Raw genomic sequence first — 19,356 nt, 5'->3', positions numbered from 1 at the left:
TATGGCACAAGTAAAACCTTATAGTTTATTTACAGAATTCGATATCAACCTTTTTAAGTCTGGAAAGCATTACAGACTTTATGAAAAAATGGGCTCGCACCTAGTAACCGTAGATGGTATCGATGGTGTATATTTTGCGGTTTGGGCACCAACAGCAAAACAAGTATCTGTAGTTGGCGACTTTAATTATTGGATGGAAGGCGAGCACCAATTAAACGTTCGTTGGGATTCCAGTGGTATTTGGGAAGGCTTTATTCCGCTTGTTGAAAAAGGTGCTGCGTATAAATATAAAATACAAAGCAACAATAACGATATAAAAACCGAAAAAGCAGATCCTTATGCCAGGCGTTACGAACACAACCCTAATACGGCATCGATAGTTTGGGATGACGATTATAAGTGGAAGGATAAAGACTGGATGAAAACGCGTAAAAAGCATAATGCTATAGATGCACCTTATTCTGTTTACGAAGTACATTTGGGGTCTTGGAAAAGACACGCTGAAGAAGATCGTTTTATGTCTTACTTCGAGTTAGCAGATGACTTAGTCAAATATGTAAGTGATATGAATTTCACTCATGTAGAGTTGATGCCCATTATGGAATTTCCTTATGATCCATCTTGGGGTTATCAAGTTACGGGGTATTTTGCACCAACATCACGATTTGGTTATCCAGAAGAATTCAAATATTTAGTTGATAAATTGCACCAAGCTGGCGTTGGAATTATTTTAGACTGGGTACCTTCGCATTTTCCAGAAGATGCACACGGACTAGGGTTCTTTGATGGTTCACACTTATATGAACACCCAGATAAACGCAAAGGCTATCACCAAGATTGGAAAAGTTTGATTTTCAATTATGAACGTAATGAAGTCCGTTCATTTTTAATAAGTAATGCCGCATTTTGGATGGATCAGTACCATGCTGATGGTTTACGTGTAGATGCCGTTGCCTCTATGCTATTTTTGGATTATTCAAGAGAAGATGGCGAATGGGAACCAAATATTTATGGAGGTAGAGAAAACCTAGCGGTTATAAGCTTCTTAAAAGAATTAAATGAAGAAATTTATGCGTCTTTTCCAGATGTACAAACCATTGCTGAAGAATCTACAGCATTCCCTATGGTTTCTAAACCTACATTTGTTGGTGGTTTAGGCTTTGGAATGAAATGGATGATGGGTTGGATGCACGATACCCTAGAGTACTTTGGCAAAGATCCAATTTATAGAAAACACCACCAAAACGATATTACCTTTAGTTTAGCATATGCGTTTACCGAAAACTTTATGTTACCCCTTTCACATGATGAAGTTGTTTATGGTAAAAATTCAATTCTAGGAAGAATGCCAGGTGATGAGTGGCAGCGTTTTGCTAACCTTCGTTTATTATACGGCTATATGTTTACACACCCTGGCACAAAACTCTTGTTTATGGGAAGTGAATTTGGGCAATACAACGAATGGAATTTCCAAGAGAGTTTAGATTGGAACTTATTGGAATTTAAACCGCATAAAGACATGCTAAATTACTATAAGTCTCTTAATGCCTTATATAAAAATACACCTGCACTTTATGAAAAAGGATTTAGTGGTGAAGGCTTTGAATGGATTAGTTATGATGACCATGAAAACTGTGTGATTTCATACATAAGAAAAGGATACAAAGAAAAAGGCAATGTTGTTGTAGTTTGTAATTTAACCCCAACCGTTAGAAAAAATTACAAAATAGGTGTAACAGCTAAAGGAAAACTCATTGAAATTTTTAACAGTGATGCCAAAGAGTTTGGAGGAAGCGGTATAGAAAACAAAAAAGAAACAACTATTAAAAAAGATCCTTGGAACGGTAAAGACTATTCAGCAGAAATTACGCTGCCACCTTTAGCAGTAACCATTTTTGAATTTAAATAAATATAAGTCTTAAAACATAAATATTTACACTTCCCAACTATTGATTTTAAATTCAATTCAATAGTTGGGAAGTTTTTTTGTAATATCGCATTCAAAATATAAAGCTTATCCCATTTTAGGGAGTTTAACCCAACTTATTTCAGGAGTTTAACTCAAATTTATCATAATTAAAATTCGTTTAAAGTCTCAAAAACCTGACGATTTGTAGTTGATTGAATAATATATAATTAAAGGGCTTATTATTTGCATTTTATATAATATATTCCTCATTTTTTTAATAAAAAGAAACGAGAGGGGTGTTTTAATTTTAGTATTTTCGCCAATTATTATTGATACTTAATTTATGATATTAAATACAGAATTAGAATATAAAGGAAACCTGTTTCCATCAAAAATAGTTTCGTACGAAAAAAACCTTAACGTACTTTCTTTTACTACTGCAAATGGCGCTATTTTGCAAGTTACTGTTCGAAGAGATAGTATACTTCGCTTTAGATTTACAACTACTGGTATTTTTGAAAATGACTTTTCTTATGCCATTACTAAATACGCAAGTAGAGGATATAACCTTCTTGAAGTTTCTGAAAATGAGGATTATTATATCATAACTACTTCTAAGTTAATTTGTAACATTTCAAAATTAGATTTAAGAACTTCTATTTATGATGCTAAAGATAAATCTTTGATTTGTGAAGACGAACTTGGTTTCCATTGGGAAGAAAGTTATGAGCATGGTGGCAATGTTGTAAAAATGTCTAAAACCGCTCAACCAGGTGAAAGTTATTATGGTTTAGGAGATAAGCCAGTTGACAATAACCTAAAAGGTAAACGTTTTGAAAATTGGGTAACAGATTCTTATGCCTATGGTAGAGATACTGATCCTATTTATAAAACAATTCCTTTTTATACAGCCTTACACAACAAAAAATCTTACGGAATATTTTTTGATAATACCTTCCGTTCATTCTTTGACTTTTGCCATGAACGCAGAAACATAACAAGTTTTTGGGCACAGGGAGGCGAAATGAATTACTATTTCATCTATGGTCCTGAAATGTCGGATGTTGTTGTAAATTATACCGATTTAACTGGGAAACCACATGAAATGCCGGCTTTATGGACATTAGGTTACCACCAATGTAAATGGAGTTATTATCCAGAATCCAACGTAAAGGAAATCACTTCTAAATTTAGAGAATTACAAATTCCTTGTGATGCTATCTATTTAGATATTGATTACATGGAAGGCTTTAGGTGTTTTACATGGAGCGAAGAATACTTCCCGAACCCAAAAAGAATGGTTAAGGAATTAGCAGATGATGGTTTTAAAACCATTGTTATCATTGACCCGGGAATTAAAATAGATATGGATTATTCTGTGTTTAAAGAAGGTCTTGATAAAGATTATTTCTGTAAACGTGCAGATGGCCCCTATATGAAAGGTAAAGTATGGCCTGGTGAATGTTATTTCCCAGATTTTACAAACCCAGATGTTAGAGAATGGTGGGCTAATTTATTCCAAGAGCTAGTTGAAGATATAGGTGTAAAAGGTGTTTGGAATGATATGAACGAGCCAGCAGTAATGGACGTTCCTGGAAAAACATTTCCAAATGACGTAAGACACGATTATGATGGAAACCATTGTAGCCACAGAAAAGCACATAACGTTTACGGTATGCAAATGGCTCGTGCTACTTACCAAGGATTGAAAAAATTCTCGTATCCAAAAAGACCTTTTGTAATTACAAGAGCTGCTTATTCTGGAACACAACGTTACACCTCTAGTTGGACTGGAGATAATATTGCAACTTGGGATCATTTAACTATAGCAAACTTACAAGCACAACGTATGTGTATGTCTGGATTCTCGTTTATAGGATCTGATATTGGTGGATTTGCCGAACAGCCAAACGGCGAATTGTATGCTCGTTGGATTCAGTTAGGAATCTTCCACCCATTCTGTAGAACACACTCTTCTGGAGATCACGGTGATCAAGAACCTTGGGCTTTTGGAACAACTATTACAGATGTTGTAAGAAAGTTTATTGAAATAAGGTATCAATTACTGCCTTATTTATATACAGCATTTTGGAGATATGCTGAAGAAGGTATTCCAATTTTAAAATCTTTAGTATTATACGATCAAGCTGATCCCCAAACACATTATAGAAATGATGAGTTTATTTTTGGTGAAAAAATACTGGCTTGCCCAATAACAGGACCAAACCAAAAAGGAAGACGTATGTACATCCCGCTTGGTAAATGGTATAACTTCTGGAGTGATGAGGTTGTTGAAGGTGGTACAGAACAATGGGTTGATGCCGATTTAGATTTCATGCCAATTTTTGTTAAAGAAGGTGCTATTATTCCTAAATACCCAATTCAACAATATGTAGGTGAAAAAACTATTGATGAACTAATACTTGATGTATACTATAAAGAAGGTAAAGAAACTTCCGAAGTATATGAAGACGCTACTGATGGTTATGACTATATAAAAGGTAGATATAGCTTAAGAACCTTTAAGTTGAACGGTAAGAAAAAGGAATTAATCATTCAGCAGCATAAATCAGGTAAATTCATAACAACTTACAAAACCTTTAAGGTGAGTTTACATGGTTTGCCATTTAAAATTTCTAAAGTTGAAATTGATAATGTTATTATTCCATTTAAAGACCTAAAACTTAATGGTGATAATACTTTAGTGCTTACTAAAGAGTTTACAGAGCTTCATATTATGGCTTAAAAAAAGCCTGCAACATAATAAAACATTAAAGCCTCTCTTTTTAAATTAAGAGAGGCTTTTTTATGGGCTAAGACGGTTATTAAAACTATTAATTTTATTCTTCTTTTGACGCTTTAGTTTCGGCGGTAGGCACTTCTTCAACATCAAAAGGTTTTCCTAAATAAACAAGTTGATAACCTGCTTCAATAGCTTTAACCTCCAAATTATAAGATGATATAATATGAAGTTCTCCTTCATTATCTTTTACAAACAGTGGAATAATATCTTGATCATGATTCGAGATTTTAATTAAAGTCTCATAATGCGACTTATCTTCTAAGTCAATTTCTTGAATTGAAGGGTGTTTTCTTGTTAATTCAGTAAGCACATTAAAATCATCTTTATGAGAAAACAACCCTTCCTTCGGGTTATTAGTGTCATCTAACATTTCTTGAGTGGTTACCAATCTAAAAGAACCATTTTCGCCAAACTGATTACTAAATTTGTTAATCGCATACTTATTAATATCGGAATTACCAGTTAATGCCATTAAATAGCCCACATCATTCAATTCTATGTTATCTGTTAATGTTTCAGAATAAATGTTAGTAGTCAAGGCTTCTAGCCCTAATTCCTTAGCTTTTTCGATATTTCGTTCGTTACTATCAATAAGGACAACATGTCTTCCATTAGTTTCTAGATAATGCCCTAATAATCTAGAAACTTTTGAAGCTCCAATTATTAAAATACCTTCAGATTTTTTAAGAAATACACCTACTACTTTTGCGAACAATCTTGCTGTAGTAGCATTTAATAATACCGTGCCTAACACAATCATGAACACTAATGGCGTAATGTATTCCGCACCTTCAATACCTTGCTTTATAAGTTTACTTCCAAAAAGCGAAGCAATACCTGCGGCAACAATACCCCTAGGGCCAACCCAACTGATAAATACTTTTTCATTAGTCTTTAATTTGGTACCCATAGCACTTAAAAATACCGCAATTGGTCTTACTAAAAAGACTACCGCAGCAAAAAGCACCGCAGTTTTCCATGTGTAAAGCAACATCATATCCTCAATATTAATATTGGCTGCCAAAAGAATAAATAATATGGATATTAATAAGACGCTTAAAGATTCTTTAAAATAAAGCAGTTCTTTTATGTTTTCTAATTTACTGTTTCCTAAAACCATACCCATAACAACAACCGCCAGTAATCCTGACTCATGAGCAAAAATTTCAGATTCTACAAAAACCAATAGCACGGTGGAAAGTGATACGACATTTAATAAATAATGCGGAATTAATTTTTTGTTGATTGCAAAAGCTAAACCATGGGCAAACGTAAAACCGAAAGTAGTTCCGAATAAAACAATTTTTCCAAACTCAATTAAGGCCGTTTTTGTAAAACCGCTATCGCCTTCAACACTAATAAATTCAAAGACCAAAACCGCTACTAAAGCGCCAATGGGGTCTATTAAAATCCCTTCCCATTTTAAAACAGTTGAAATATCTTTTTTTAGCGGAATATTTCTTAGAATGGGTGTGATTACTGTTGGTCCCGTAACAATAATAAGCCCTGAAAACAAAAAGGACAATTGCCAGCTTAAATCAAAAATGAAATGCGCCAATATACCAGCCCCAAAAAACGTAATAGCAGAACCTAATGTAATAAGTTTTGTAATTACGGGACCAACGGTTCTAATTTCGGAACGTTTTAGTGTTAACCCACCTTCAAAAAGTATGATACTAATGGCTAAGGACACAAAATAATACAAACCATCGCCAGGAAATAGTCCTTTTTCGCCATTCCAAATGGGTTCTATCCATTTGGTACCATCTTCACTTAAAAACTCAGCAGCAATAGGTCCGACTAATAAACCAATTAAAATTAAAGGTAAAATGGCAGGGATTTTAAATTTCCATGCCACCCATTGCGCTAATATTCCTAAAATAATAATTCCAGCGAGTTCTAACATAAGCAATATCTTTTTTAAAATACTAATTTAGGTAAAACAGATGACTTCATGTTTTTAAAAAATGTTATCTTTCGGATTTGACTTAAAAATTAAAACCTTTGTCTTTAAAGACTTTTAAAAGTATCGGAATTGGTGTGGCATTCTCACCAAACTTGAAAGCAAACCTCTTTGAGGCCGCTCGGTTATCTGTGTTTTTTGGAGCAAAATTATTTTTAATACATGTAGGTGAAGCTTCTAAGGATAAAATAGATATGCTGAGTATCATCCTTAAAGGTTTTGAAAAAGATAATCTAGATTATGAAGTGGTTTTTAAAACTGGAGACCCAGTAAATGTTATTTTATCAACTTCAGAAAGAAAAAAAATAGACTTATTAATTCTTGGTGCTGTACAACGCGAACGCTTTGTTAAATATTACGTAGGGTCTATTGCTAGAAAAATTACACGCCAAGCAAAATGTTCTATTTTATTATTAATCAAGCCTTCCGTGGAGCGCATTTCCTGTCAACATATTGTTGTAAACGGATTGAAAGACCCTAAAACAGAACAAACCATTACCACGGCCTTTTATGTGGCAAAACAACTTAATGCCAGTAAAATTACTATAGTTGAAGAGATTAATCAGGATCAGGTTTCTGTAAAGGTTGATGACGACAAGTCCCTTAGAAGAGCTACCATTATGAAGGAGCGCATTAAGCTTAGGGAAAACTCCAGAATAAAAGAAATTATCAGTCATATTCCAGAAGCATATACTGAAAATAAAACAGTGAAACTACAACCTATTTTTGGTAGAAAAGGCTATTCCATCGGGCATTATGCACAAATTATGCGTGCTGATTTATTAGTGATGAATGCGCCAACTAAGATGACCTTCTGGGACCGATTATTTCCACATGATATTGAACATATTTTAACCGAATTACCAACCGATGTGTTAATTCTACAATGAATCCAAAAAAAAATAACATAAAAGGTTTTTTTAAGGCATTACCTAAAAACATATTTTCTGGTTTTGTGGTAAGTCTTATTGCTTTGCCTTTAGGTTTAGGTCTTGCTATGGCAAGTGATGCGCCTCCAATTGCCGGTGTCATAGCAGCCATAGTTGGCGGTATAGTAGTCTCCATTTTAGGAGGTAGCCACGTTACCATAGCAGGACCTGGAAACGGATTAGTTGGGGTCCTATTAGTAGCTATTGCCACATTGGGTTTAGAAAGTGCATATGTGGCTATAATGTGTTCTGGAATATTGCTATTGCTCCTTGGTTTTTTTAGAATGGGCAAACTTGCCGATTTCTTTCCATCTTCAGCAATTCAAGGCATGTTGGCCGCCATAGGGCTCATTATTTTAGGAAAACAGTTTCATATTATGCTTGCCCATAAAATAAAACGAGAAGATACTGTAGATTATCTTTTGGAAATTCCATACACCATAAATGATGCGCTTCATTACGGAAACAAAGGGTTAATTTTTGCTTCACTTGCTGGAGTACTAAGTTTAGCCATTATGTTGTTTTATTCCAAAATTAGAAACAAATATTTACAACTTATTCCCGCTCCTATGTGGATTGTTCTTTTATCCATTGGGTTTAGTTATTATTTTGAATTAGGGCTTCATGAACCAAACCCTATAGCCAAAGAATATATGATTTCTGGTATTCCCGCAATTCAAGATATTATAGCCGATATACCAAGGCCTAATTTTAGTGGTATTTGGAGTCTCTCATTCTGGGGTAGCGTGTTGGCATTAACCCTTATTTCTAGTATAGAATCTCTTTTAAGTATTAAAGCCGTAGATAAGTTAGATTCTGAAAAACGACGCTCTAACGTAAACAGGGACCTTAAAGCTTTAGGCTTGGCAACCGTTGGTAGCGGGCTTTTAGGTGGTTTAAACGTGGTAACCGTTATTGCGCGTAGCTCAGTAAACGTAAACAATGGCGCTACTAACCGCTCATCTAACTTTTTCCATGCCCTTTTTTTAGTTGTATTTATTGTGTTTTTTAGTACGCAATTAACCCGAATTCCGCTTCCGGCATTAATGGCTATTTTGGTTTATACGGGTTATAAACTGGCTTCTCCAAAAGTTATTACAAAAATGTTTTCTATCGGAAAAGAGCAACTTATTATCTTTTTCGTAACGCTAATCGTAACTTTAAAAATTGGTTTAATTACTGGTATTTTGGCTGGTGTTATTACCACTTTAATCATTCATACTATAATAAATAGAAGTGCTGGTTATGGCTTATTTATAAGAAATGTTTTAAAACCAAATGTTTTAATGTATAAAGAGCATGACAGGAAACATAGTTACTATGTAAGTATTAAGCATTTTTGCAGTTTTTTAAATTATTTCAGATTAAAACAACAACTAGATACCATACCAGAAAACGAAGATGTTATCGTAGATTTTTCTATGTGCGAGTTTGTTGATGACACTGTTATGGAAAACATAAATAGCTATCAAGAATTGTTTGCAAAACGAGGTGGTCATTTTGATGTTATTGGTTTGGATATGCACGATACCGACTCTAAGCACCCATTTGCTTCACGACGTTTATTACCTGTGCCAAAAATTATTAAAAACAGCCTTACAAGGCGTCAAACAAGTATAGAAAGCTTTGCTGATGATTACCGTTTAAATTATAGTTCTAAAAAGCAAAAAGACATCTCTTTTTTAAATAATTTTTCATTTTTCAGCACAAAACAAATCAATCATATTTATAACAAATTATCTCATAAAGATAATGCCATTAAATTATTTGATATAGAATTTTCTGAAGGTGAATTTATAGCAAAAGAAGTGATTCGTTCCACCATGATGCATATCGATTTAAATTTTGCCATTCCAGAATTCACATTAGACAGAGAAGGCTTTTTAGAAAAGCTATCTGCCTTTGCTGGATTTAAAGATATCCCTATTGAAAACCACGATGATTTTTCTAAGCGGTTTTATTTATTAGGCGATAATGAAGCAGGAATTACTGAATTTTTTAATGATGATGTCACTCATTTTTTTGAAAGCAACCCTTATTATCATGTAGAATCCAATGGAAATGCTTTGTTGATATTTAGCAAAGAACGATTGGCGAGCACAAAAGAAATTAAGGCCATGTTTGATTTCGGAAAACGCTTAAACCAAGTTATATCCAATTAAAATAACAAGACTTCAGTTTGTGTTTACTCCTTTGGTTTCAGACATATCATAGAGTCTTTTCAAGCTCTTTTTTAAAAGCGTGAATCTGTAAACTCCAATGACAAAAAATACAGCGCTAAAAGCAACGGACGCTAAGGCTAAATATTCGAAATTTGGAAAATTCTTAAGTTGAAAAAAAGCAATACTTCCCAATAGTAAATACAACGACGACCTAATATATGATAACAGTGTTCTCTCATTGGCTAAACGCGTACGCTCAATGGCTAAGTAATCTCTTAAAATAACCTGTTGATCAGGTTTAAAGTCACGGCCAAACTTAAGCAATCTCATTTTTTTCATTTCAGGAAAGGTTTAAACTTGAGTCCATTTTAAATACTTTAGATAAATGTAATTTAATTTTCAAGGGCTACAAAAATAATGTGTCTTTAAAATGTTAAAATAAATCAAATATTAGAGCCTAAACCTTAATATCTTCAATGCTTTTAGTAATTTGCAATTCAAATTAATCTGAACTTTTTTATGCATTTATACCCTATAAACACAGGAAACCTGAAGCTAGACGGTGGTGCTATGTTTGGTGTTGTTCCAAAATCATTGTGGCATCGCACCAACCCTGCAGATTCTAATAATATGATTGATATTGCCACGCGATGCTTACTTATAGAAGAAGGCAACCGGCTCATATTAATCGATACAGGAATGGGCAATAAGCAATCTGAAAAGTTTTTCGGGTATTATTTTCCTTGGGGCGATTTCAGTTTGGATACATCACTTAAAATGCATGGCTTTCATCGAGATGATATTACCGATGTATTTATGACGCATCTACATTTTGATCATTGTGGTGGCAGTATTCAATGGAATAAAAATAAAACAGGTTACGAGCCCGCTTTTAAAAATGCTCATTTTTGGAGCAATAAAGACCATTGGCTATGGGCTACACAACCAAACAGACGTGAAAAGGCTTCGTTTTTAAAAGAAAACATAATGCCCATGGAAGACAGTGGGCAGCTCAAGTTTACTTCGCTTCCAAATGATGCTATTTTGAAAAATTCTGAATTGGGTTTCGATATTTTTTTCGCTGATGGACACACAGATAAACAAATGATTCCTTTAATTAATTATAAAGGAAAAACCATTGCTTTTATGGCAGATCTATTACCAACCGTTGGGCATCTTCCAATTCCTTATGTTATGGGTTACGACACCAGACCGCTTTTAACCTTAGATGAAAAAGAAGTCTTTCTTAATATGGCAGCAGAAAAGAATTACTACCTGTTTTTGGAACATGATGCTCATAATGAAATTATCACGGTACAAAAAACCGAAAAAGGCGTTCGATTAAAAAACACATACACAACTCAAGATATATTCAATTAATTCTAATAGTAAAAATGAACATAATTAAAACATTAGCAATATCAGCCTTTTTGGCCATCCTTTTTTCTGGTTGTGGAGGTACTGCCGCAATTATATCAACACCTGTTGAAAATATAGATACTTCACCATTAAAAGTTTCTGAATTAACAGCATACGAAAAACAAAATTGGGGTCATTTAGATTTGGTTAAAGATACCATTCCAGGTATGAGTGTTAATAAGGCTTACACCGAAATTATTAAAAAGAAAAGAGGGAAAACGGTTATTGTTGCCGTTATAGATTCTGGCATGGATATAGACCACGAAGATTTAGATGATGTGATTTGGATCAATAAAGGCGAAATACCTAACAACGGAAAAGATGATGACAAAAACGGTTATGTTGACGATATTCATGGTTGGAATTTTTTAGGTGATGGATATTATGAACAGTTAGAATATGTTAGGCTGCTTGCAAGTGGAGATACAAGTAATCCAAGATATGCTGAAGCACAAGCTTTATATGAAAAAGAACGTCAAAAATATCTTGGTCTTAAAGAAAATTACGATGGGTTTCTAGTTCAGCTAACAAGTGCAGACGAAACGATTACAAAGCATTTAGCTAAAAAAAACTACACTAAAGAAGATGTTAATGCCATTAAAACTGAAGATAAAGGCTTACAACAGTCCATTTCAATTATCAAATACGCATTTACTTTAGATTCTTCAATAAGCAAATTTAAACAACAACTAAAAGATGGACTAGAAGAGTTCAATAATCGTTTAGATTATATGCTGAACAAAGATTACAAAGGGCGTTTAACTGGAGATAACCCCAACGATTTGAATGATAAATTTTATGGTGATGGCAATATTAAACAAAGGAAGAAAAGCGAAAGTCATGCTACACATGTGGCTGGTATCATAGCGGCAGAACGTAATAATAAAAAAGGGGTCAATGGTGTTGCAAACCATGTTAAAATTATGGCAATTAGAAGCACACCCCGTGGTGACGAATACGATAAAGATGTGGCGCTTGCAATCCGCTATGCTGTGGATAATGGCGCTAAAGTAATCAATGCTAGTTTTGGCAAAAGCTTCTCACCACATAGCGATTGGGTTCGGGATGCTATAGCATACGCAGGGAAAAAAGATGTGGTTTTTGTACATGCAGCAGGAAATGATGGTAAAAATGTAGATATCGAACCTAATTTCCCTGACGATAACATAAACGGCAAAGAAGTTTCAGATACTTATATTAGAGTTGCTGCTTTAGCATCAAAATATGGATCTAATTTAGTGGCAGGGTTTTCTAACTACGGAAAGCAAAATGTAGATGTTTTTGCACCTGGAGATGCTATTTATTCAACCATGCCAGAAAACGAATATGACTTTCAAGGAGGTACGTCTATGGCTGCTCCAGCAGTTGCGGGTGTTGCGGCATTAATTCGTTCTTATTACCCAGGTTTAAGTGCGGCTCAGGTAAAACAAATCATTATGGATTCTGGTTTAGCATTAAAAACTAAAGTTATTGTTGGTGGTGATACTAGTAATATCAAACCTTTTTCAGATTTAACAAAATCTTCAAAAATGGTAAATGCCTATAACGCATTGATTATGGCAGCTAAACTAGCTAAATAGTATATTTTGTCTGTTCGAGCGCAGTCGGGAACTATTAAGCATCTCCTTATTTAAATATCTCGACTGCGCTCGAAGAGACGCTTTTTATTTATTTTAAACTTACCCTATATGAATCGATTCTTTATATCTATATACTGTGTATTAATTTTTTGGTCTTGTAACACTTCAAAAAATAGTGTGGTTACAGAACCCGCTATTTTAACAACACCTCAAACACCAACAACACCTTCGTTATCAAAATCTACCTATTGGCAGCAACATGTAGACTATAAAATGGAGATTGATATGGACGTAAACACCTATCAATATAAAGGAAAACAAACCTTAGTTTACACCAATAATTCACCAGATGTTTTAAACCGCGTGTATTATCATTTGTATTTTAATGCCTTTCAACCGGGCAGCGAAATGGATGTGCGTTCTCGAACTATTGCAGATCCAGACCGAAGAGTTGGGGATAGAATAAGCAAACTAAAACCTAACGAAATTGGATATATAAAAGTCAATTCCTTAAAACAAAATGGCAAAACTTTAAAACACGAAACTGTAGGAACAGTTTTAGAAGTTGATTTAGTAAAACCTATACAACCTGGAGAAAGCGTTACTTTTAATATGGATTTTGACGGACAAGTTCCTGTTCAAATTCGTCGTTCTGGACGCAATAACCAAGAAGGCGTTGCGCTTTCGATGGCGCAATGGTATCCAAAATTAGCAGAATACGATTTTGAAGGCTGGCATGCCCACCCATACATAGGCAGAGAGTTTCATGGTGTTTGGGGAGATTTTGATGTAAAATTGACCATTGATAAAAATTATGTTGTAGGTGGAACAGGGTACTTACAAAACCCGAATAGCATTGGTCATGGTTATGAAACTGGCGAAATAAATCGGCCTAATACCGATAAATTAACATGGCATTTTGTAGCACCTAAAGTGCATGATTTTACTTGGGCGGCAGACCCAGATTATATTCATGATACAACACAGGTGCCTAATGGCCCCATGTTGCATTTTTTCTATAAAAAAACCATGTCTGAAGAACAAAAAAATAATTGGAAGAGGATTCAGCCTAAATCTGTTGAGTTTATGCAATATTATAGTGAAACCGTTGGCAAATATCCATATAAACAATATTCTATAATACAAGGTGGTGATGGCGGTATGGAATACGGCATGTGTACACTTTTATTAGGCGAAGGTACTTATGAAGGGTTAATAAAAGGCGTAATTTCTCATGAAATGGCGCATACTTGGTTTCAGTTTTTATTAGCAAATAACGAATCGAAACACCCGTGGATGGACGAAGGGTTTTCAACTTATATTGAATACCACGGTGTTAACATTATTTTTAACGAAGGAAAAACAAACCCTTTAGAAGGTGTTTATAATGCCTATATCGCTTTAGCAAATTCTGGGAGAGAACAACCGTTAACGACTCATGGCGACCGCTATACATTTAACCGTTCATACAGTTTAGCATCGTACTATAAAGGGGGGGTGTTTTTATCGCAATTAGGATATATTATGGGTGAAGAAAATTTAAATCTTACTATTAAAAAATATTTTACAGACTTTGTTTTCAAGCATCCAAAACCTTTAGATATTATTAGAACGGCAGAAAAAATATCTGGTTTAGAATTGAATTGGTATTTAACCGACTTTGCACAAACTACCAATACTATTGATTATGCCGTTAAATCTGTTAAAGGCAACTCAGTAACTTTAGAGCGTATTGGCTTAATGCCCATGCCAATAGACCTTACAGTAACTTATACTGATGGGGTAACCGAAGAGTTTTATATTCCGTTACAAATGATGCGTGGTGAAAAACCAACGGCAGCCACCATAATAAAAGATTGGGCCTGGGCATATCCAACTTATACTTTTGAAACTAAAAAAACTATAAAATCTGTTGAAATAGACCCCTCTGGGTTAATGGCAGATGTTGATAGGGGGAATAATAAAAAGTAATGTTTAACTTAGAAAAAACAAAAAGTCACTTCGTTTAAAACGAAGTGGTTTCTTATTTATATAGCTATTTGACTTTGTCAGAAAAAAAACATAACTTCGTTTAACAATCGATAAAGCTCACTTGTGCTGAACTTGTTTCAGTATTGAAACGGAACTTAATCTTTGCGTTAGCTTTAATTTCCAAGAAAAATTCAAAACACAAGAAAAATATGATAATTGTAATAAGTTGTAGTGGTTCAAAAAACGGAGGAAATTTAGTTTATAAAAACAACGAAATTACGTTTACTTCATCGCCAGATAAAGAAAAGACTAATAATTTTAAACCTGACAGCGAAATTCCCAACGAAAATAGAACTTGGCGTGAGTATGTAAATTCTCAAGAAAATGAGATTTTACTGGAATCCTACAAACTTTACAAACCAAAAATATATAGCTCATTATATGAAAAATATGAATCCAATTTATTCATTTTATCAGCAGGTTGGGGAATAATAAATTCCGAATTTAAAATCCCAAAATATGATATTACATTTTCAAAAAAAGCGGAACAAAACTCACAACGAAAGAAAACGGACTTTTTTATAGATTTTAACCATTTAGAAAAAGTCAATCCTAATGAAAAAATCGTTTTTTTAGGTGGAGCAGATTATTTAAAACTGTTTTACAATCTAACAAAAGATTTACCAAACGAAAAAATAATATTTTATAAGAAAAAGAATATTTATTCAGATTTACCATTTCTAAAAAACGAAAGTTCATTTAAACTTATAAAATACGAAACTAAAGCGAGTACAAATTGGCATTATGGTTGTGCGAAAGGTTTGTTAGCTGACAAAATAAAACTATAATGGAAAGATTAGAAGTTAAATTTATTAGAGAAAACGACCTGAAAATCACAAAAGAACCAATTGTTTATTATTGGTGGTTTAAAACTAATGTTTTTAGGAATTTACTTTCTAAATTAGAAACAGAAATTGAATTTGAAAAAATTGAATTAAAAAAAATAAATGATATTGAATACGGTTTACTTTATATAGGTCAAGCAAAAAATGGAAATGATAGATTAGTGAAATATCATATGTTAGATTATAATAATTTTCATCAAAAAGGAGTTGAAAATGGAAGATTGTCATCTTTAAGAACTACTCTTTGTGGCTTATTAGATTTACCAATGTCTAAAAGTAAGATATCTATAAACGAATTTATGGACGAAAACTGTATTGTTGAATGGCAGAATTGTACTTTGAGTGAACTAAACGAGTTTGAACAAACTAAAATTAAAGGAAATTATTTACCATTAAATTACCAACATACGAAAGGAGTTCTTACTTCTAAACATAGAAAAATATTGAGTGAATCGAAAAAAAGAATGAGGAAATAAAAAACTTAAGCTTATACAACAACGTTAAACAAACGTCCAAAAAAACCACAACCTTTCAATACCAAGGTTCCTTTTTATAAATAGCCGTTTTAGCCACACGCTCCCGATTATTAAGCCTTAAATGCGTGCTGGTAATTTGTCTATTTCTATACCCTAACAAATGAAAAAACGCTTTGGCAAAAAATTTGGCCACGGTTAAATTTACTTGTAAAACACCTTCGGTTTTGTTTACCCAAGAAATACCTGGTAAAAGCACTAACAAACTATCCGTTTTAATACGTCTTAAAGCCATGGATAATCTTAACAAAAAGGGTTTAATAGGTTTTATAATAAAAAAACCTTCAGCACCTCTTTTTTGATACAAAGGCATAAAAATAGTGCCGTTATAGGGCGATGAGATTTCGTTAGCGTTGCTTATGGCAAGTTTTGTACCTTTTTTTATGCTTTCAAAACTTTCAAAACCATTCAACATTTTAAAGGTTTCGTTTTTTTGTATGCTATGAAGATAGACGACTTCAAAAACATCAAAAGTGTTGTTAGCTTGTTGTTTTAATTGTTCGTGATATTTAGAAAAATGAATTACCGCTTCTTCCTTTAAAATACCTGAGTACACTAAAGTTAAATAGACAAACGCAATACTATTTGTTATCGCATTTAATTCGTCATGCTGCCCAGATTCAAATCCTAAAGACACATAACCTAATTGATTTATATAACTCAATAAGGGGCCATTTAAATATTCTTCAATACCCAAAACTATGGGTAAAGGAAACTGTTCTGAAAATTTTCGGTTTATTAAAGCGTCATTAATGGTAATAAAAGGAAGTGTTTTACTGGATGTGGTATGTAAATCTATAAAATAAAACGGGGGTTGATTGGTTTCTAAAATGCTATTTAAAACATCTAATAATTCTAGTAACTCTTCTTCATCAGCATTTAAATCCGTCTTATTTTTAATGATTTGAATATCATCTTTAGTCCAAAGCCTATTTAAATCTTTTTCTATATACCGTTGATGCTTTTTTAGCGCCTTTAGGTTTCCTGAAATACCATAAATAGTACCCTTTACATAAGCCGCATTTATACCTGCCAATGCATCTTTTAGAGCAAAAATACCAGAAGTTTCATTACCATGGATACCACCAAAAAACACCACTGTTGGTCCAAGACTAGCCCCTTCAATCTTACCAAGTATTCTATCTACGGCTATAGTATAATCTAGCGCTTTGCTATAAACATTAGTCATGTATTAAAAATCATTTGAGGTCATTAAGCCTACTAATTTTCCGTCTTTAACTACCGGAAGGCTGCCGATAGCATGGTCTTTCATTAATTTTTTAGCGGTTTCAATGGGGGTGTATTCAGTAACCGTTACAATATCCGTCTTCATTAATTTTGAAACACTATGGTATTTCTGTTTGGGTTGATCTAAATACGCTTCTACATCTTTCCAACTTATTAAACCTTCCAATACCCTATCTCTATTTATAACTGGCATATGATGAATACCCTTCCATTTCATGATACTTGCAACCAAACTTATACTGTCTTTTTTATCAACCGAAAAAATATCTGAACTCATGATATGCTTTACGACTCGTTTTGCTTCAAAAGACAGGTTATCTGAATGTTTCAACATGCCCCAAACAGAAACCGGGTATCCTTTTTCTTGTTTTTCATACATTTTAGAAGTAAGTATTTGCATAGCATCATAGCGTTTATGATTCTTTAATAAACTTCTGTAACTTCTAACCATCCACTCAGAGCTATTAAAGCTTCCAACCCTGTCCTTAATAACCTTTAAATAGTATTCTGCATCTTTGGGTATAATACCAACACGATATAAACCTTTATAGGCCATAGGTAACAATTCACTTAAAATAAGCTTGTGGCTTGAGATATATTCCCCATTCCAATAAAACTGGGTAGCCATACCATAGCGCGCCGCATTAAAGAAGTTTGTTTTTACATCTTTAAAATCCCACTGTTCATGGATTCTATTATATTTACTAGGTTTCCCCATCATAACACCCACCCAAAACATCATGTTGGCAATTTCATCAATCGTGGTAGGTCCAGAAGGCATATATCTATTTTCAATTCTTAAATTTGGTTTGCCATTCATTACGCCATAGCACACTCTATTCCATGGGTAAACAGTACCGTTATGTAGCTGTAAAGCTCTTAATTTAGGGGTCTCGTTGTTGTTTATCATTTCTACACTATCTCGTGTAAAATCAGTTGTTAAAAAACTTCTGAACCTAGAAATATTGTTTTTAAAAATATCTGTAATTGTTCCTGTTTGCCATGCGTTTCCAAAACTAACTCTAGATTGCTTTTCGTTTAATAAATAGGAATTAACTCTAGTATCAATACTTTGAGTAAATAGTGCAATTCTGGTTTCGCTCCAAAGTTCTTTTCCAAATAATATAGGTGAATTGGTACACGCGCTTAACAAAGGGCCAGCAATAGCCTGTGCCCAATTATAATCATCTACAAAGTTTTTAGGGCTTAATTGTAAATGCATTTGAAAACTAGTGTTGCACCCCTCTAGCATTACCGAGTCATGCAATAAATTGAGTTCATCAACACCTTTTATGTGGATATCGAAACTTTTTCTTCGACTATCTTTTATAGCTTCGTTTAAAACTGAATAACGCGCTACGTCCGTCATACTTTGCTCATCAACATTATTAATAGATAGTGAAGGCAATATACCAGTTAATATGATTTTGATTCCTTTTTTGGAAGCCGCTTTCTTTGCTTTATCTAACAAAGCTTCCAACTGCTTGTGTAATTTTGAAAAACAGTCACCGCCTAGTTCTATAGGGTCTAGGTTGATTTCAAGATTATATTTACTTATTTCTGTTGTAAAATGACTATCGTCAATATCTTTTAATAATTCCAAGGACTTACTTTCTGGTAAAAACTCGTCATTAACCAAACAAAATTCTTGTTCAGCGCCAATACGTAAAGGGCCTTCCTCAATTAACCCTTTTTCAATCAACATATCCAACGCTTTAATATCGTTTAATAAGTGATGTATATAATTAGCTCTGTCTTTTTTAGTATTAAGTTTAGCAACATTATAATCTCCCATAAATCAATGATTTACTTAGTTTTTAAGAGAGTTAAATTTACTTTGATTTAGGGATTTTAAATATGATTTATATCATGTTGCTTAATGGCAATCGATATGTAATAACATTTTCATGAATTATTTATATCATTTAAAGGAG

General features: G+C 33.5%; 13 protein-coding genes. 9 read left to right on the top strand and 4 right to left on the bottom strand.

The window, feature by feature from the left end:
- Nucleotide 1 precedes the first annotated feature (1 nt).
- Both glgB and ABD935_RS07250 read left to right on the top strand, forming a co-directional pair.
- Nucleotides 2-1,909 (top strand): 1,4-alpha-glucan branching protein GlgB, encoded by a 1,908-nt coding sequence (gene glgB, locus ABD935_RS07255; protein WP_345191095.1) that lies wholly within the window; start codon nucleotides 2-4, stop codon nucleotides 1,907-1,909.
- A gap of 343 nt (nucleotides 1,910-2,252) precedes the next feature.
- The gene (locus tag ABD935_RS07250; RefSeq protein WP_345191094.1) at nucleotides 2,253-4,655 is read left to right on the top strand and encodes a glycoside hydrolase family 31 protein; all 2,403 of its coding nucleotides are present in this window, start codon (nucleotides 2,253-2,255) and stop codon (nucleotides 4,653-4,655) included.
- Between the two features lie 94 nt (nucleotides 4,656-4,749).
- On the opposite strand, the gene ABD935_RS07245 is transcribed toward ABD935_RS07250, so the two are convergent.
- Nucleotides 4,750-6,618: a cation:proton antiporter gene (locus ABD935_RS07245; RefSeq protein ID WP_345191092.1), complete on the bottom strand. Its 1,869-nt coding sequence runs from the start codon at nucleotides 6,616-6,618 to the stop codon at nucleotides 4,750-4,752.
- A 98-nt stretch (nucleotides 6,619-6,716) separates the two neighbouring features.
- Here ABD935_RS07245 and ABD935_RS07240 point away from each other — a divergent pair, with 98 nt between their 5' ends.
- Nucleotides 6,717-7,565, top strand: coding sequence for a universal stress protein (locus tag ABD935_RS07240; protein ID WP_345191090.1), 849 nt, complete (start codon nucleotides 6,717-6,719; stop codon nucleotides 7,563-7,565).
- Nucleotides 7,562-9,766, top strand: a complete 2,205-nt coding sequence (locus ABD935_RS07235; RefSeq protein WP_345191089.1) for a SulP family inorganic anion transporter — start codon at nucleotides 7,562-7,564, stop codon at nucleotides 9,764-9,766. Before ABD935_RS07240 ends, ABD935_RS07235 begins: the two co-directional genes overlap by 4 nt.
- A gap of 12 nt (nucleotides 9,767-9,778) precedes the next feature.
- Here the strand turns inward: ABD935_RS07235 and ABD935_RS07230 are convergent, their stop codons facing one another.
- Complete coding sequence (locus ABD935_RS07230) at nucleotides 9,779-10,105, bottom strand: DUF202 domain-containing protein (RefSeq protein WP_345191088.1); 327 nt, start codon at nucleotides 10,103-10,105, stop codon at nucleotides 9,779-9,781.
- A 180-nt stretch (nucleotides 10,106-10,285) separates the two neighbouring features.
- Between ABD935_RS07230 and ABD935_RS07225 the strand changes: the two genes are divergently transcribed.
- The 5 genes from ABD935_RS07225 to ABD935_RS07205 all read left to right on the top strand — a co-directional run bounded on the left by ABD935_RS07225 (nucleotide 10,286) and on the right by ABD935_RS07205 (nucleotide 16,117).
- On the top strand, nucleotides 10,286-11,146 hold the full coding sequence (locus ABD935_RS07225) for an MBL fold metallo-hydrolase (RefSeq protein WP_345191087.1): 861 nt from the start codon (nucleotides 10,286-10,288) through the stop codon (nucleotides 11,144-11,146).
- 14 nt (nucleotides 11,147-11,160) lie between these two features.
- Entirely contained in the window at nucleotides 11,161-12,765 is a 1,605-nt protein-coding gene (locus ABD935_RS07220; protein WP_345191086.1) for a S8 family peptidase, read from the top strand.
- A 108-nt stretch (nucleotides 12,766-12,873) separates the two neighbouring features.
- Nucleotides 12,874-14,736: a M1 family metallopeptidase gene (locus ABD935_RS07215; RefSeq protein ID WP_345191085.1), complete on the top strand. Its 1,863-nt coding sequence runs from the start codon at nucleotides 12,874-12,876 to the stop codon at nucleotides 14,734-14,736.
- 209 nt (nucleotides 14,737-14,945) lie between these two features.
- Complete coding sequence (locus tag ABD935_RS07210) at nucleotides 14,946-15,584, top strand: hypothetical protein (RefSeq protein WP_345191084.1); 639 nt, start codon at nucleotides 14,946-14,948, stop codon at nucleotides 15,582-15,584.
- Nucleotides 15,584-16,117 (top strand): GIY-YIG nuclease family protein, encoded by a 534-nt coding sequence (locus ABD935_RS07205; protein WP_345191083.1) that lies wholly within the window; start codon nucleotides 15,584-15,586, stop codon nucleotides 16,115-16,117. Before ABD935_RS07210 ends, ABD935_RS07205 begins: the two co-directional genes overlap by 1 nt.
- 55 nt (nucleotides 16,118-16,172) lie before the next feature.
- Here the strand turns inward: ABD935_RS07205 and ABD935_RS07200 are convergent, their stop codons facing one another.
- Nucleotides 16,173-17,363: a succinylglutamate desuccinylase/aspartoacylase domain-containing protein gene (locus tag ABD935_RS07200; RefSeq protein WP_345191082.1), complete on the bottom strand. Its 1,191-nt coding sequence runs from the start codon at nucleotides 17,361-17,363 to the stop codon at nucleotides 16,173-16,175.
- Between the two features lie 3 nt (nucleotides 17,364-17,366).
- Entirely contained in the window at nucleotides 17,367-19,217 is a 1,851-nt protein-coding gene (locus tag ABD935_RS07195) for a glutamate-cysteine ligase family protein (protein ID WP_345191081.1), read from the bottom strand.
- Nucleotides 19,218-19,356: the final 139 nt, after the last annotated feature.

The organism is Algibacter agarivorans (genome assembly GCF_039543245.1).
Classification (GTDB): Bacteria; Bacteroidota; Bacteroidia; order Flavobacteriales; family Flavobacteriaceae; genus Algibacter_G; species Algibacter_G agarivorans.
Note: the sequence above shows the minus strand (reverse complement) of the source record. Positions and strands in the feature narration are given on the sequence as shown.